Raw genomic sequence first — 15,912 nt, forward strand, 5'->3', positions numbered from 1 at the left:
GCGCACGGGGGGGCATCCAGCCGGGGGGCGGTATCCTGCCGTAAACGGCTGTGTGGCACAAACGATTTAACACAGCTCGTACATCCATTTCACCAGGTTGTTACTATTAAATGCCAGCAGGTTGCACTCCATCACACTTCACCGGGTTGCACCCGCACAGCAACCCCATAAAAACCAGGCTTAACGGCGCTTTCACGAATCTGGCGAGTTTCTTGCAGCAATATCCATGCCGCTTTTTGTACGTTAACAAAAAGCCCATTTTTAAGTTTGAGGAGAGGGTCACATTTAACGAGGTTGCACAAAGTTGCAACATCAGTGATATTGCACCCTATCATTTGTTATCTACTGATTCAGGAGCTGTAAGGCATGGGCACAACTACCATGGGTGTGAAACTGGACGATGCAACACGCGACCGGATTAAACAGGCCGCGCTGCAGATTGACCGTACGCCGCACTGGCTGATCAAGCAGGCCATTTTCAACTATCTGCAACAGATCGAACAAGGCACCACGCTGGCCGAGCTCCCCACCAGCACCCTCGCTGTAGAGAGTGATGTACGCCCGTCGGAAGAAACGCACCAGCCCTTCCTGGATTTTGCCGAGCAGATCCTGCCGCAGTCGGTCGCCCGTGCCGCCATCACATCCGCCTGGCGCCGCCCGGAAACCGAAGCGGTGCCCATGCTGCTGGAGCAGGCGCGTTTACCGCAGCCTCTGGCAGAGTCTACCCATCGCCTGGCTTATCAGCTGGCGGACAAGCTCCGGCACCAAAAAGGGGCGGGCGGGCGCGCCGGAATGGTGCAAAGTCTGCTCCAGGAGTTCTCACTCTCCTCCCAGGAAGGCGTGGCGTTGATGTGCCTGGCCGAAGCCTTACTGCGTATTCCTGACAAACCGACCCGTGATGCCCTCATCCGCGATAAAATCAGCAACGGTAACTGGCATTCTCACCTGGGGCGCAGCCCGTCGATGTTCGTCAATGCCGCCACCTGGGGGCTACTGTTTACGGGCCGCCTGGTCTCGACCCATAACGAAGCCAATCTGTCACGCTCGCTCAACCGGATTATCGGCAAAAGCGGTGAGCCCTTGATCCGTAAAGGGGTCGATATGGCGATGCGCCTGATGGGCGAGCAGTTCGTCACCGGGGAAACCATCGCCGAAGCACTGGCCAATGCCCGCAAGCTGGAAGAGACCGGTTTCCGCTACTCCTACGATATGCTGGGTGAAGCGGCGCTGACGGCGCAGGATGCCAGGGCTTATCTGCTCTCCTATCAGCAGGCGATCCATGCCATCGGCAAAGCGTCTAACGGTCGTGGCATTTATGAAGGCCCGGGGATCTCCATCAAGCTTTCTGCCCTGCACCCGCGCTACAGCCGTGCGCAATATGAACGCGTAATGGAAGAGCTATACCCGATCCTGAAATCACTGACGCTGCTGGCACGCAGCTACGATATCGGTATCAATATCGATGCTGAAGAAGCCGATCGCCTTGAGCTGTCGCTCGACCTGTTGGAAAAACTCTGCTTTGAACCGGAGCTGGAAGGCTGGAACGGCATTGGTTTTGTGATCCAGGCCTATATGAAACGCTGCCCGATGGTGATCGACTATCTGACCGACCTGGCACAACGCAGCCGTCGCCGTCTGATGATCCGTCTGGTAAAAGGGGCCTACTGGGACAGCGAAATCAAACGCGCCCAGACGGACGGACTGGAAGGCTACCCGGTCTACACGCGCAAGGTGTATACCGATATCTCCTACCTTGCCTGTGCCCGCAAACTGCTGGCGGTGCCAAACCTGATTTACCCGCAGTTCGCCACCCACAACGCCCATACGCTGGCGGCAATCTATCAGCTGGCAGGCAACAACTACTATCCCGGCCAGTATGAATTCCAGTGTCTGCATGGCATGGGGGAACCGCTGTACGAGCAGGTCGTGGGGAAAGTTGCCGATGGCAAACTCAACCGCCCTTGCCGCATTTATGCCCCGGTCGGGACACACGAAACGCTGCTCGCCTACCTGGTGCGCCGCCTGCTGGAAAACGGCGCGAATACCTCCTTCGTTAACCGCATTGCCGATGCCACCCTGCCGCTGGACGAACTGGTGGCCGACCCGGTGTCTGCCGTGGAAGCCCTGGCACGCAGCGAAGGTGCGGTCGGTCTGCCGCACCCGAAAATCCCGTTACCGCGCGAGCTGTATGGCGAACACCGTCAAAACTCATCCGGGCTGGATCTCGCTAACGAACATCGCCTGGCGTCACTGTCGAGTGCACTGCTGAACAGCGCCAGCCAGACCTGGCAGGTGCAACCGCTGATTGATGGCCCGCTGGCCGCTGGCGACAGTATTCCGGTGATCAACCCGGCAGAACCGCTGGATGTGGTGGGCTATGTGCGCAGTGCGACCCCGGAAGACGTTTCCGCCGCGCTGGATGCCGCCACCCGCGTTGGGCCTATCTGGTTCGCCACCCCGCCGCAGGAACGCGCCGCCATTCTGGAGCGCGCCGCCGTCATGATGGAGGGCCAGATACAGCGCCTGATCGGCATTCTGGTGCGTGAAGCGGGTAAAACCTTCAATAATGCCATTGCCGAAGTGCGTGAAGCCGTGGACTTCCTGCACTATTACGCAGGTCAGGTGCGCGACGATTTCGATAATGAAACCCACCGCCCGCTTGGCCCGGTGGTCTGCATCAGCCCGTGGAACTTCCCGCTGGCGATCTTCAGCGGCCAGATTGCCGCCGCACTGGCCGCCGGTAACAGCGTGCTGGCCAAACCGGCAGAGCAGACGCCCCTGATTGCGGCTCAGGCCGTTGCCATTCTGCATGAAGCGGGCGTACCGCCAGGGGCACTGCAACTGCTGCCCGGCAGTGGTGAGACAGTGGGGGCCCAGCTGGTGCAGGACGACCGCGTACGCGGCGTGATGTTTACCGGCTCAACCGCCGTTGCCACCCTGCTTCAGCGTCATCTGGCCGGTCGTCTGGATCCGCAGGGCCGCCCGACGCCGCTGGTGGCGGAAACCGGTGGGATGAATGCGATGATCGTCGACTCCTCAGCCCTGACCGAGCAAGTGGTGACCGATATTGTCGCTTCTGCCTTCGACAGCGCAGGACAACGTTGCTCCGCCCTGCGCCTGCTGTGCGTGCAGGACGATGTAGCAGAACATACGTTAACCATGCTACGGGGCGCGATGGCTGAATGCCGTATGGGCAACCCGGAACGTTTCTCCACCGACATTGGTCCGGTGATTGATGCCGATGCCAAAGCGGGCATTGAGCAACATATTGAGGCGATGCGCAGCAAAGGCTTTACCGTGTTCCAGGCGGCACAACCGCAGGCACCGGGCCGCCGCGAGTGGCAGACCGGCACCTTCGTGATGCCTACGCTGATTGAATTAAACAAGGTAGAAGACCTGGCCCGCGAGATCTTCGGTCCGGTACTGCACGTGGTGCGTTATGCGCGCAGCACCCTGCCGCAGGTGATTGAGCAGATCAATGCCTCGGGTTACGGGCTGACGCTGGGTGTGCATACGCGCATCGATGAGACGATCCATCAGGTGGTGCAGAAGGCGCATGTGGGCAACCTCTATGTCAACCGTAATATGGTCGGTGCGGTGGTGGGTGTGCAACCCTTTGGTGGCGAGGGCCTGTCCGGCACCGGGCCGAAAGCCGGTGGTCCGCTCTACCTTTATCGTCTGCTCTCCTCGCGCCCGGATGATGCGCTGTCCGTCACCCTCAATCGCCAGGACAAAGAGCGCCCGGTGGATGCCGCACTGCGTCCGGCACTGCTGGCGGCACATGACGCACTGAGTGAATGGGCAGCCGACCGCCCCCCTCTGGCGGCCTGCTGCGCACGCTTTGCCGAGCTGGGCCAGGGCGGAACGATCCGCCTGCTGCCAGGACCTACGGGTGAACGCAATACCTTTGCGTTACTGCCGCGTGAACAGGTGCTGTGTCTGGCAGACAACGAGCAAGATGCGCTGGTGCAACTGGCGGCCGTGACAGCCGTGGGCAGCCGTGCGCTGTGGACGGAAGATGACCTCCATCGTAGCCTGTGGCAGCAGCTGCCACCCACGGTACAGCAACGCATTGATTTTGCGGCACAGCCACTGGAGAGCAAAACCATTGATGCGGTGATTTACCACGGTGATGCCGACCAGTTACGTGACCTGTGCCAGGCCGTGGCAGCCCGCGACGGTGCGATTATTACCGTACAGGGCTTTGCCCGTGGGGAAACCAATCTGCTGCTGGAGCGCCTGCTGCTGGAGCGTTCGCTGAGTGTGAATACGGCAGCGGCCGGGGGGAATGCCAGCCTGATGACCATCGGTTAACGCCTCATCTCATGACACGGGGCGACCGGAAAAAATGGCCGCCCCTCTCTTCTCACCCCTCAAACTTCATCCGCAGTAGCTTCGGGTAGATAAACAGCGACTGGCCCCAGCCGCGATTCAGCAGCGTCCACACGCCGACCGAACACCCTACGCACAGCAACACCATCAGCGGCGGGAAACCCACGGCCCACAGCAGCGAAAATGCCTGGCTGGCAAACAGCTGGTGACCCACGGCATACAGGATCGCAGACAGACCGAAGAACTCAATAAAGATGCGGTGCAGCACGTAGATCTGCAATGTGTTCTTCCCCACCCAGTTGAGCCAGTACATCGAAAACATTCGGTTCAGTGCGCGGCAGAACGCAATACTGCCGAGGATGGCCATCACGCACAGGAACAGGCTCTGTTCCTGGCCAAGCAGGCTGTGCGCGATTGTCAGCAGCAACAGCAGCGTCCAGGGCAGCAGGTTATCGCGTCGCCATTCGCTCCAGCGGATCAGTATCTCGCTGTAAAATGCACCAAACAGGAAGAAGACAAAGTATTGCGACAGGCTTTCCGGCCCCCAGCCGGGGATGATGCCGGTCACCGCCGCATAGTTCAGCCCCACCGCCAGCAGCATGATCAGCGGTTTCTGTTGACGAAACAGCCGGGCAAACACGAAGAACAGCGCCAGTGCGTAGAGATACCAGGAGGAACTCATCGCCAGCAACATCAGCTTGAGAAACTGCCACGGCGAGTCGGCCCAGGCGGCATTAATATTACCGGAGAGATGCTCACCCATCATGCCGACCGACACGCCATTAATCATCAGCCACTGTATCAACCCCCAGAGAAAATAGAGGTAGAACAGGTTCGTTACGCGACTGGTGAATACCTGTTTCCAGGGACGATTCAGAATAGCATTGGCCGCCAGCAGGCCTGAAACAAAGAAAAATGCCGGCATACGTAATGGGGAAAGCTGGTTATTAAACGCCAGCCAGAGTTTGGCCGGTAACTGCCCGGCGGTCAGTAAAGGGGCAATATCGGCATAACCAGGAAGAACCACGTGATAAAGCACCACAAGTAAAATACAGCCGCCTTTCAGGGTATTAACCCAGGCGATATCTTTTTTGGTCGTCATATTCATGACAATACTCCTGCTGTGAGCATCTGATGTTGATAAAAGGGAAAGTTATCCTCCGTCACGGTCTTTTTATATTTTTTATGGGTATCGATAAAAATATACCCGTCATACTGATCTGTATGGCGGGTATAAAAATGGCCGAGTTTATCGGCCAGGTATGAAAAAATTAGCCGTTGTTAGCGACATTCTCCACAGGCCGCGGTTTACGCAGCAGCCTTGGGTACATAAAGAGTGCTTTGCCCGGCCCGCGATTCAGCAGATTCCAGGCGATCAACGAGATACAGGTGGTGATGCTTACCGCGAAAATCGGCAGCAGCAGCGCCCAGGCCAGCGAGAATCCCTGATTGTCGAACAGGCTGTATTTCACCGCCAGCGTCAGCATGGTCAGGCCCAGCAGTTCGATAAAGATGCGGTGCAGCACGTAGATTTGCAGCGTGTTGCGGCCAATCCAGTTCAGCCATCCCATATTGAAGCGGTTATTCAGCGCCCGGCACAGCACAATACCCGCGACAATCGCGACGATGCAGTAAAACGGGTTTTTCATCATCCCCGCGGCATGATGCGCCACGCCAACCAGCACCATCGCCCCTAACAGAGCCAGATGACGGCGCGACAGCTGGCTGATCTCCACCAGCGTGTGGCTGAAGAAGGCCCCCAGGACAAAGTAGACAAAGTTCTGCACCACGCCATTCGGGCCCCAGCCAGGCACCAGATGAAACTGCGTGGCATAGTTCAGCAGCACCGCGCCCACCAGCAGCGCAACTTTTTGACGATGGAACAATTTCGCCGCGATAAAATAGCCCGCCAGCGCATACAAATACCACAGGCTGGTCATCGACAGCGTTAGCAGCTTAACGAACTCCAGCGGCGAACTGGCATAAGCGGCATTGACGGCGGTGGAGAGTTTCTGTCCAATCAAATTGGCGGAAATATTGTAGATACTTGCCCACTGAATCACACCCCAGAGAATATAGAGGTAGAGAATATTGCTGAATTTCTTAGTAAATACCTCGCTCCAGCTCTTTTTACTGATGGCACTGGCTGCCAGCAGACCTGAGACGAAAAAGAAGGCCGGCATACGCAGCGGCGAGAGGTATTTATTAAACACAACCCACATGTCAGCCGGTATCATTCCGGCCGTGAGATACTGCAAAGAGGGAATGAAGGTGGTAATAATGGTGTGATGCAGAACCACCAGTAATATGCACCCGCCCTTGAGGGTATTAATCCACAGGACTTCTTGCTTGCCAGCGACAGACATAATAATAAAACCCAATCTCATCATAATATCCCGAAAGTATCCCTTGATACTCTACGGATCACTATGAGGATCGTCTGAAAGCGTTCCGAATGCTTTCAAATCATTAATGTTTTTCCTGCCCTCATCCGCAATATGCTCTGATTTCAGGCAGGTAACATTTTACTTTAAGAATAACCTTATTAAAGTTTAGGGGTGATAGGCAAACAGCGCGGGTGAACCCCCGGTGTGAATAAACACAATCGGCCCTTCACGACGAAAACGCTGCCGGGTAATCCCGTCGATCAGCCCCGCCATCGCCTTGCCGGTATACACCGGATCGAGGAAGATCCCTTCCAGTCGTGCCAGCAGTTTAACCGCTTCCATGCCCTCTTCATTCGGCTCGCCGTAGCGCGGCGCAAAGTAGTCATCCCATAACGTGATGGGGGCTGTACTCACCATCTCCAGCGACCGGGCCAGTTCCTGACGGATTTTCTCGACCTTGGGTAATTGATCGGCCACCTTACGTGAAACGGTGACCCCCACCAGCTCCGTCTCCGGCAGCAGATGTTCCAGGCCCACTGCCAGCCCGGCATGTGTACCCGCACTGCCCGAAGCCACCACCACCGCAGCAAAGTCGACCACGCCTTCACTCTGGTGGGCAATTTCCTGCGCGCAGTCAACGTAGCCCAGCGCACCCAGCGCATTGGAGCCGCCCACCGGGACGATATAAGGGCGAAAACCCTGCGCCTCCAGCAGCGTGGCCTGCTCTTCAAGCTGTGCATCCGGGGCGTGCAGCGCATCGACCATCACAATCTCGGTGCTCATCAACTCCAGCAGCAGGCGGTTACCGTTGCTCAGGTAGTTTTCAGCGGTGGTGCCAATTGGATTTTCCAGCAGTGCCACACACTTCAGGCCCAGCTTCGCGGCGACTGCCGCCGTCTGGCGTACATGATTGGACTGAATCGCCCCCGCTGTCAGCAGAACGTCAGCCCCGGCACGCAGCGCATCAGCGGCGAGAAACTCCAGCTTTCTGAGTTTGTTACCCCCCAGGGCCACCGGCGTGACATCGTCACGTTTGATAAAAATATCGCGGCCGAGATAATCAGACAGACGGGGAAGATGCTCTAAAGGCGTGGGCGAACCCAGCAGTTCAAGACGGGGAAAATTAGCAATATTGTGTAAGGACAACGCGGCCTCCATAGCAGGCGTTCAGGTTATCCTTACAGTGTTGCAGAAGATGACCTGATGGTCATCTTCTTATCATCGGTGCGATTAGTTACGTTGCCAGCCGAGGAACTGATCATACTTACGCAACGCAATGCGGTAATTGTTATTTCCCGCATCCGGTAAATCATTTTCGAGGCATTCATGCCAGCTTGGGCCACTCAGGCGCTCTGCCGGGAAGCCTCGTGCTGAGAGCATATCGTCAAGACGACGCAGGCGAACAACATATTCGCGAATGGTACTGTGGCTCATTTCAGTCTGCTCGAACAGGTACTGTTTGAACGCCATGATGTCAAAGTAAGTCGGATGTGTGTTGCAATAAATGTCGCTACAAAAACGGCACAACGCCGTAAGCTCATTCTGTAATTTTAACCAGACCTGATCGTCGATCAGCTGATCCATCCGGGCGATGGCCTCTTTGTTAATGATCTGACCACGAAAAACCAGTGCCATGCGGTCTAATACTTTTCCGCAATGTGAGCAGTTGCTCTGGCTGTGTTTGTAGTCTTTCAAATAACGGCTCAACGGCCTCATTTTAGTTTTGGATCCCATTCGAGATTCCCCGGTTGGTGTTGAGAGTGCAAAACTGACTTCGTCAGCGCGCCCCCGTTAACCGGGCGCGCAGGCGTTTTATCGCCTGACTGTGCAGTTGGCTGACACGGGACTCGCCCACCTCAAGCACTGCGCCAATCTCTTTCAAATTCAGCTCTTCCTGGTAATACAATGTCAGCACCATTTTTTCGCGATCGGGCAAAGCCTCAATTGCTTCAATGACACGCTCGCGCAGACTGCCTTCCATTAACTGGTGCAGCGGATTGGCTTCTTCATGGCCGTCCGTCACCAACTCTGCGCTGTCACCGTGTTCTTCACGATATTCGTCGTAGGAGAACAACTGGCTGTTATTGGTATCCAGCAGGATCTGCCGGTACTCCTCCAGCGAGACATCCAACTGCGAAGCCACTTCCTGCTCGGTGGCTGAGCGCCCCAACGCCTGCTCCACCTGATGCATGGCCCCCGCTACTTCGCGCGCATTGCGGCGCACGCTGCGTGGTGCCCAGTCGCGGCTGCGAAGTTCATCGAGCATCGCCCCACGGATACGCTGTACGGCGTATGTCGTGAACGCAGTGCCTTGTAGCGCGTCGTAACGCTCTACGGCATTCAGTAGCCCGATGCCTCCCGCCTGTAACAGGTCATCCAGTTCAACGCTGGCGGGCAGACGTACCTGCAAGCGCAACGCTTCATGGCGAACCAGCGGTATGTATCGCTGCCACAGAGAATGTTTGTCCATCACGCCATCGGCGGTATATAGATCGTTCACTCTGACCTACCCTGCTGTAATTAAGTTATCGGCACGATTATCTGTTTCTGTAGGGCAGATTGATTGGGGGAATAGCGGTTAAAAAGGCGGGTTATTTCATTTTTGTGGACCTGAACGATCCCGGCGACGCGATTTTTCGACGCGGGGATCCCTCAGCATAGAACGGGTCAAACTTTGCGCAGCAAACGCTGCCGCGTGTTCTCCGGCACCTGCTGCCACAGCGCACACACTTTTCCCTCCAGCTCCTGATAAAACGGCAACAGGGTCTGATCTTCCTGTAACGTGCGGCGAAAATGCACCGTGCCGTTTAACGGGTCGATAGTCATTCTGCGGCTGGTAAACAGACGTTGCAGATCGCTACGCAGGAACAGGCCGTTATCCGCGCTGTTATCCAGCAGGAAGCCCTGTTCGTTCTCACGTATATCGATGTGGCAGGCCTCCACCCACGGCCAGGCATGTTCGTCGGTAAGCAGCGTACCGGTGATGACACAGGCACCATAGCGCTCGCGTACCGCATGGCTGAACTCATGATGGCTGGCCCGATGCCACAGCCGGGCTTTAACGCGTCGCCCGACCTGCGTACCCTGGATGACACCGGCCGGCGGCGGCAACAGCGGTGAGGTCAGCACCACGATAAACTGCAGCTGACGCGAATACTCAAAGCATGGCTGCGACTGGCGGTCATACAGCTGCCAGTATTCGTCATCTTCGTCGCTGCGTAACAGCGTCAGGGTGTAACCCCGCTGCTGTAACAGGCTTTGCGCCATGATTGATGCCGGATCCAGCATCGCCAGCACTTTGCTCTCCCCCATCACCTTCCAGGTATTCCACGGTGTGGGTTCCAGCGGGCGACGGAAATAGAGAAAACTCTCCTGGCGCTGCAGATAATGCTCGAAGCGCTGCAGGTAGTTTTTACGTTCGTTGTCGTTGGTAATAAACAGCAGATCTTCCAGCGGAATATGGCTGTCTTTGCTGGCAAAGATGGCGCGAATAGTCCAGTTTTTGCTGGAGGTTGACGGGCTCAGCAACCCTCTGGTCGTCAACGATTTATCGTCGGGGTACTTTCTGCTGTAGCGGTCGTTTATCTCCTCAAACGGCAGCAGTTCCCCAGGTAACAAGTCATAATTGAAGCGCATAGCACACTCCAGAGAAAAAACCCCGCAGGGGCGGGATTTAATACAAGTAAAAGGATTTAAGTATAAAAACGTTATTTTAAAAGATAAATTAATGACAGATCGTCGTTGACTTTGACCTTGTCAATTTCGGCACAGAATGCCGCCGAACTGCTGGATGTGTGGGTCGTGAGAGAATGGAAACTGTAGATAATATTAATTACATCATTTTCTTCTACGTAACCAACAAGTTCCACGCATGCAGCAATAAGTGACTTAATAAAGAACCACTCAGCACTTAAAAGATATAAACAAGCAAGTGGATTACTCCCCCCTCTACCTGGGAAGTTATCGTGATAAATACGATACTGCAGGTAGTTGCTCATCAAGTGTGGGCGTTCAGCTAACCAGGGTATGACTTTCTCGTTCCAGGCGTTGTTCAGTCGCGCCATAGATGAAGCGACATCCCCCTCTTTCGCACCTTCAGTCTGAATATAAACTAATTTGTTAATGTAATATCTCAGCGTCTTAACAGATCGCGCTGAAACCTTAGTTGAAAAATAAGTTTGCAAACGCAGTAACAGCGCCCACTGTAGCTCATAATTATTTTTCAACCCAGAAATACTTCTTGCAACACTACCACTTGCAATACTATCAACGATGCTTAAATAATAGCTCTCAAGGCGTTCAATGCTGCCACCACCTTCATGATTTATCTTTTCCATATGCATGAAAAGCATTGCAATACTATAAAGACCCACAGCGCCACTGCCCTGACTGAATTTTATTAAGTTAGCACTCATCAGATTAATTAATTTGTGTTCCTGATTAACCTTGGGTTTGTTTTCCTTTGTGGCATGCAAAACCGAGGTTTGCTGAAACAGCATCGAATCTGGCCTGGTTAATAACTGCTTTGCAGCCTCCGGGCATGAAATCATTACGCTATGGTCAGCTGAATGACTGAATTTTCTAACTTTCCGCGGATAGGTGGAGCAGGTGCTGCTTAAGCCTTTTTCCCCAAGAGTTTTATGAACTTTGCATAATTTATCATCATCCATAAATGCGCAATTTCCATTCGCAGCGAATTTCATTGCTCCCCATTCATTAGGGCTTTTCTTCGTTATGGTGATATTTTCAGAGGCAATATTTCTGATTTCAATCTTTGCGCTGTTCAGATAACGACTCACCGTTTTTTTATCCAGTGAAATGTTCCATTCTTTACAGCAATGGTCAGGACACTCGCTGCCAACACATTTGAAATCAGCGACAAATACTGGTTTTACAACTGTGATCTCTTCCATAACAACTCTCGCTTTAAATCGAAATATGTCCTCAATAAAAAGGCGACCAGAGGTCGCCTTCATAAGGATTACCGGAGAACCGATTAGCCCTGCAGCAGAGACAGAACCTGCTGTGGAACCTGGTTAGCTTTCGCCAACACTGAGTTACCCGCCTGCTGTACGATCTGTGCTTTAGACAGGTTAGACACTTCCACCGCGTAGTCAGCATCCTGGATACGGGACTGAGCTGAAGACAGGTTAGTAGTGGTGTTGTTCAGGTTAGTAACGGCTGAGTTCAGACGGTTTTGAATCGCACCCAAACTTGAACGGAACTGGTCAACCTGAGCGATAGCTGCATCCAGTTTTTCCAGTGGATTAGTCGTTGCCAGAGATTTCAGGCTTGATGCTGCCAGTTCAGTGGTACCGATGGTTGCAGTAGCTGTAGCTGTACCTGCACCTGTAACAGTAGCATCGTAGACTTTATCACCAACACGCGCGATAGTTTTTGCGTTGCCGGTGTTGTCAACCGCGTACTCAACGTTTTTACCGTTAGTATCGGTGATTACTGAGGTGTTGCCAGTCGCAGTATCAACGTTGACAGCGAGGTAAGTACCATCTGCATTTTTCGCTGCATACTGACCAGCCACTGCGTTGCCATCTTTGTCCAGAACCTGTTTCACTTCCAGGTTTTTGCCATCGCTGTAAACAGACATTGGGGCATCGTTGTAAGCCAGGTTTTTACCAACAGTACCCGTTTTCAGGTCTACTGCCTGAGCATTAGCACCGTTAGCAACGAAGGCGGTAACACGTCCAGCAAAGTTAGCCAGTTGAACATCTTTACCATCAACCTGCACTTTTTCATAACCGGTTGCAGTTTGTTTCAGCAGGCTGAATGCTGCACCTGCAGTATCGTTATCCTGAGCAACGAAATAGGTTTCACCTTCAACTTTAACTTCATAAACAGAAGAATCTGCAGTACCAGTCGCATCGGTTTTATCATTGGTGTTAGTTGCACCACTGAAGTAAGCGGACAGAGCATCTGTGTCGTAAGTTGCACCGAATGCTTTTTCACCAGCCGCGGTTTCACCGGTGGCGATATTAACCTGAGTCAGTGTAGGAGCCACTTCGCTTTTCAGAGCTACAGATGCTGAGGTTGGAACTGTTGCTGGAGCTACGCTGAAAGTATTCAGTTTCAGCGTGCTTGAGTCGATTTTTTTCAGGTCAATAGAGATGGTTTCACCATCGTTTGCACCAACCTGAATTTTCATGGTGCCGTCTTTTGCCAGCACGTTCACGCCGTTGAACTGAGTCTGTGCAGATACACGGTCAATTTCGTCCAGACGGGATTTGATTTCGTCCTGGATTGAAGACAGGTCAGAATCAGAGTTGGTACCGGTAGAAGCCTGAACGGTCAGCTCACGAACACGCTGTAAGTTGTTGTTGATTTCTGACAGTGCGCCTTCAGTCGTCTGTGCAACAGAGATACCGTCGTTGGCGTTACGGGCAGCCTGAGTCAGGCCCTTGATGTTAGAGGTGAAGCGGTTGGCAATTGCCTGACCAGCAGCATCGTCTTTCGCGCTGTTGATACGCAGACCGGAAGACAGACGCTCCATTGAGTTAGACAGGGCAGACTGGTTCTTGTTGATGTTGTTCTGGGTGATCAGCGAGAGGCTGTTGGTATTGATTACTTGTGCCATGATAAAGTTTCCTGTTAAATCATTTCGGGTTAAGTGGTTGGGCTTGTTTGCCCCCCGGCTTCATCGCCGTCAAAGTTGTTATCGTCTGTCCCCCAATAACCTTTAGTTTTTTTTACCCTCCCCCGCATTTTTTTTCATTCTGCCCTACTGGCCGAAATACCCCTCTTTATTACCGCTATTCGTTTTATTGCCGTTGCGCAAATAATCGTAAACTTTATGCATCAGTCGCCGATAACCTCGGTATTCATACTCCGTCCTGATTAAATAAAGGAAACATCATGGCAAGTGTATCTACTTTAGGTATCGGCTCCGGCCTCAAGTTAGCGGACATTCTTGACAGTATGCAGACCGCAGAGAAAGCTGCACTGACCCCGATTACCAAGCAGCAAACGGCATTTACAGCCAAGCTGAGTGCCTACAGCACCATGAAAAGTGCGTTGGAAACGTTCCAAACGGCTAACAACAAACTGAATAAAGCCGATCTGTTTAGCGCTTACAAAAGTGTCAGCAGCAGCACAGCGTTAACGGCTACAGCAGCTTCTGGTGCAACTGCCGGTAAATACAGCATTAGCGTTACCGCCCTGGCAAAAGCGCAGACGCTGACATCGCCAGTACAACCCAGCAATTCCACTGCGTTGGCTACTTCAGACAGTACAATTTCGATTAAACTCTCTGGCAGCGATAAAACTGTCAATGTTGCAGTTACCGCCGCTAACTCATCACTAACCGGTATTAGGGATGCTATCAATAAAGCCAATACCGGCATGACCGCTAGCGTGATTAAAACGGGTGACGGCAGCTATCGTCTGTCGTTAACGTCAAACAGCACCGGTACGGACAATTCGGCTACGATTAGCGTAACGGGTGATAGTGCAATCCAGAGTATGTTGAGCTACAGCTCGGACACCCCGGGCAATGTGACACAAAGCGTCGCCGCAAAAAATGCTGAACTAACGGTCAATAATGTCCCCATCGTTAACAGCAGTAATACCATTACTGATGCGCTGGAAGGGATCACACTTAACCTGAGCGACGTTACAGCAGGTGAACAAACGCTGACGATCACCAAAGATACCAGCAGCGCCTCTACTGCCATTACTGAATGGGTAACGGCATACAACTCGCTGCAAGATTCTTTTGATAGTTTGACCAAATACACTGCAGTTGATACAGGTACAGACGCTCAGGACACCAGCAACGGTGCGCTGGTCGGTGACAGTACCTTGCGGTCCATTCAGCAGCAGATAAAAGGTATGCTGACCAATACCGCCAGCACTTCAACCTTTAAAACGCTGTCACAAATTGGCATCACAACCGATCCAACCACCGGACAACTCAACACAGACCAGACAAAACTGGATGCTTCGTTGGCGAAAGATCCCGATGGAATCAAAGCTATGATTATCGGTGACGGTAAAACTACCGGGATTACAACTAAGATGGCAAGCAATCTGACCCGTTGGTTATCCAGCACTGGCACTATCCAGGCGGCAAAAGATGGGGTCAGTAAAACCCTGAATGGCCTGACACAACAATATAACAAGGCAAATGATCGTATTAACGACACCATTGCGCGCTTAAAAACGCAGTTCACCGCACTGGACTTAATGGTCAGCAAACTGAACAGCACCAGTGATTACCTCACTGCGCAGTTCGAGACGACCAAAACCACTAATTCATAATTCAGGAGCCAGAATGTATAGCGCAAACGGTACCCAAGCCTATGCAAAAGTCGGCGTGGAGAGTGCAGTGATGAGTGCCAGCAATGACCAGCTGATCACGCTGCTGTTCGACGGGGCGATCAGCTCCCTCGTCCGCGCACGCCTCTTTTTGCTGGAGGGCAATATCGTCAAAAAAGGCGAATCGCTCTCCAAGGCCATTAACATTATCGAAAACGGGCTGAAGCTCGGTCTGGATGAGACCAGTGAAGATGAGTTAACGCGCAATCTGGCGTCTCTGTATCGTTATATGGTGCACCGTCTGTTGCGCGCCAATATCGATAACGATGCCGACGGCATTGAAGAAGTTGAGAAGTTACTGCGCAATATCGCCGACGCCTGGAAAGAGGTTTCAGGCACAACCGCTCTGGTTTAGGACTCTGTAGACATGAACATTGCCCCACATCTGCTCGCGATTTATCAGGAAATTTTGACTCACAGTCAGTCTATGCTGCGTCTGGCTGGCGAAGGACAGTGGGATGCACTGATTGATATGGAAGTTAACTATCTTAGCGCCGTGGAAAAACTGGCGAAAGCAACCCAGAACGAGCCGGTTCCAAGCCATACCCAGGAACAGCTGCGTCCGGTACTGCGTCATATCCTCGATAATGAATCGGAACTTAAAGTCCTGTTGAAGAACCGTCAGGATGAGATCTCCGGTCTGATACAGCAGGCCGGGCGTCAGAAATCGGTCAATAATGCCTACACGAAAATGTCCGGTGTGGTGTTGTTTCCCACTGGAGCCAATGGATAAACCAGACCTTTAAATTTTTATGCTTTTACTCAGCACCTTCTGTGGGCCAGAGTGGAATAAATAATTCCCTTCTGGCCCGCACTTTTTCTCCCCGCCTCGCTCATACTTCATTTTCCCGTCTGGCGAAAATGG

12 protein-coding genes are annotated in these 15,912 nt (G+C 53.2%); 4 read left to right on the forward strand and 8 right to left on the reverse strand.

From position 1 onward, the window contains the following. Window positions 1–366: 366 nt before the first annotated feature. A complete protein-coding gene (putA, locus tag LJN55_RS13715) occupies window positions 367–4,314 on the forward strand; it encodes a trifunctional transcriptional regulator/proline dehydrogenase/L-glutamate gamma-semialdehyde dehydrogenase (protein WP_227534638.1) in 3,948 nt (1,315 codons plus the stop codon). Window positions 4,315–4,366: 52 nt separating this feature from the next. Here the strand turns inward: putA and LJN55_RS13720 are convergent, their stop codons facing one another. From LJN55_RS13720 to LJN55_RS13755, 8 genes are all read right to left on the reverse strand, one after another. After that, window positions 4,367–5,440, reverse strand: coding sequence for an acyltransferase family protein (locus tag LJN55_RS13720; RefSeq protein WP_227534639.1), 1,074 nt, complete (start codon window positions 5,438–5,440; stop codon window positions 4,367–4,369). A 163-nt stretch (window positions 5,441–5,603) separates the two neighbouring features. Further along, window positions 5,604–6,698, reverse strand: coding sequence for an acyltransferase family protein (locus LJN55_RS13725; protein WP_227536394.1), 1,095 nt, complete (start codon window positions 6,696–6,698; stop codon window positions 5,604–5,606). 186 nt (window positions 6,699–6,884) lie between these two features. Further along, window positions 6,885–7,865, reverse strand: a complete 981-nt coding sequence (locus tag LJN55_RS13730; protein ID WP_167863748.1) for a D-cysteine desulfhydrase — start codon at window positions 7,863–7,865, stop codon at window positions 6,885–6,887. 84 nt (window positions 7,866–7,949) lie between these two features. Beyond that, window positions 7,950–8,453 (reverse strand): flagella biosynthesis regulatory protein FliZ, encoded by a 504-nt coding sequence (fliZ, locus tag LJN55_RS13735; protein ID WP_062742545.1) that lies wholly within the window; start codon window positions 8,451–8,453, stop codon window positions 7,950–7,952. A gap of 43 nt (window positions 8,454–8,496) precedes the next feature. After that, window positions 8,497–9,219 (reverse strand): RNA polymerase sigma factor FliA, encoded by a 723-nt coding sequence (locus LJN55_RS13740; protein WP_062742546.1) that lies wholly within the window; start codon window positions 9,217–9,219, stop codon window positions 8,497–8,499. A gap of 167 nt (window positions 9,220–9,386) precedes the next feature. Then, complete coding sequence (locus LJN55_RS13745; protein WP_159336459.1) at window positions 9,387–10,355, reverse strand: HNH endonuclease signature motif containing protein; 969 nt, start codon at window positions 10,353–10,355, stop codon at window positions 9,387–9,389. Window positions 10,356–10,426: 71 nt separating this feature from the next. Then, the gene (gene fliB, locus LJN55_RS13750; protein ID WP_227534640.1) at window positions 10,427–11,695 is read right to left on the reverse strand and encodes a flagellin lysine-N-methylase; all 1,269 of its coding nucleotides are present in this window, start codon (window positions 11,693–11,695) and stop codon (window positions 10,427–10,429) included. A 20-nt stretch (window positions 11,696–11,715) separates the two neighbouring features. Beyond that, entirely contained in the window at window positions 11,716–13,308 is a 1,593-nt protein-coding gene (locus LJN55_RS13755; protein WP_227534641.1) for a FliC/FljB family flagellin, read from the reverse strand. A gap of 278 nt (window positions 13,309–13,586) precedes the next feature. Between LJN55_RS13755 and fliD the strand changes: the two genes are divergently transcribed. Genes fliD through fliT form a run of 3 tightly spaced genes read left to right on the forward strand, consistent with a single transcriptional unit; the run spans window position 13,587 to window position 15,780 of the window. Continuing rightward, the gene (gene fliD, locus LJN55_RS13760) at window positions 13,587–14,990 is read left to right on the forward strand and encodes a flagellar filament capping protein FliD (protein ID WP_227534642.1); all 1,404 of its coding nucleotides are present in this window, start codon (window positions 13,587–13,589) and stop codon (window positions 14,988–14,990) included. Between the two features lie 13 nt (window positions 14,991–15,003). Next, complete coding sequence (gene fliS / locus LJN55_RS13765) at window positions 15,004–15,402, forward strand: flagellar export chaperone FliS (RefSeq protein ID WP_227534643.1); 399 nt, start codon at window positions 15,004–15,006, stop codon at window positions 15,400–15,402. A gap of 12 nt (window positions 15,403–15,414) precedes the next feature. Beyond that, complete coding sequence (gene fliT / locus LJN55_RS13770) at window positions 15,415–15,780, forward strand: flagella biosynthesis regulatory protein FliT (protein WP_167863744.1); 366 nt, start codon at window positions 15,415–15,417, stop codon at window positions 15,778–15,780. Window positions 15,781–15,912 lie beyond the last annotated feature (132 nt).

The organism is Erwinia rhapontici (genome assembly GCF_020683125.1).
GTDB lineage: Bacteria > Pseudomonadota > Gammaproteobacteria > Enterobacterales > Enterobacteriaceae > Erwinia > Erwinia rhapontici.

Excerpts from the sequence above, each read along its gene's own strand:
- fliB (WP_227534640.1), bottom strand. The coding sequence starts at position 11,695 with ATGAAGGCGACCTCTGGTCGCCTTTTTATTGAGGACATATTTCGATTT.
- LJN55_RS13755 (WP_227534641.1), bottom strand. The coding sequence starts at position 13,308 with ATGGCACAAGTAATCAATACCAACAGCCTCTCGCTGATCACCCAGAAC.
- fliD (WP_227534642.1), top strand. The coding sequence starts at position 13,587 with ATGGCAAGTGTATCTACTTTAGGTATCGGCTCCGGCCTCAAGTTAGCG.
- putA (WP_227534638.1), top strand. The coding sequence starts at position 367 with ATGGGCACAACTACCATGGGTGTGAAACTGGACGATGCAACACGCGAC.
- fliT (WP_167863744.1), top strand. The coding sequence starts at position 15,415 with ATGAACATTGCCCCACATCTGCTCGCGATTTATCAGGAAATTTTGACT.
- fliZ (WP_062742545.1), bottom strand. The coding sequence starts at position 8,453 with ATGGGATCCAAAACTAAAATGAGGCCGTTGAGCCGTTATTTGAAAGAC.
- LJN55_RS13745 (WP_159336459.1), bottom strand. The coding sequence starts at position 10,355 with ATGCGCTTCAATTATGACTTGTTACCTGGGGAACTGCTGCCGTTTGAG.
- LJN55_RS13720 (WP_227534639.1), bottom strand. The coding sequence starts at position 5,440 with ATGAATATGACGACCAAAAAAGATATCGCCTGGGTTAATACCCTGAAA.
- LJN55_RS13725 (WP_227536394.1), bottom strand. The coding sequence starts at position 6,698 with ATGTCTGTCGCTGGCAAGCAAGAAGTCCTGTGGATTAATACCCTCAAG.
- fliS (WP_227534643.1), top strand. The coding sequence starts at position 15,004 with ATGTATAGCGCAAACGGTACCCAAGCCTATGCAAAAGTCGGCGTGGAG.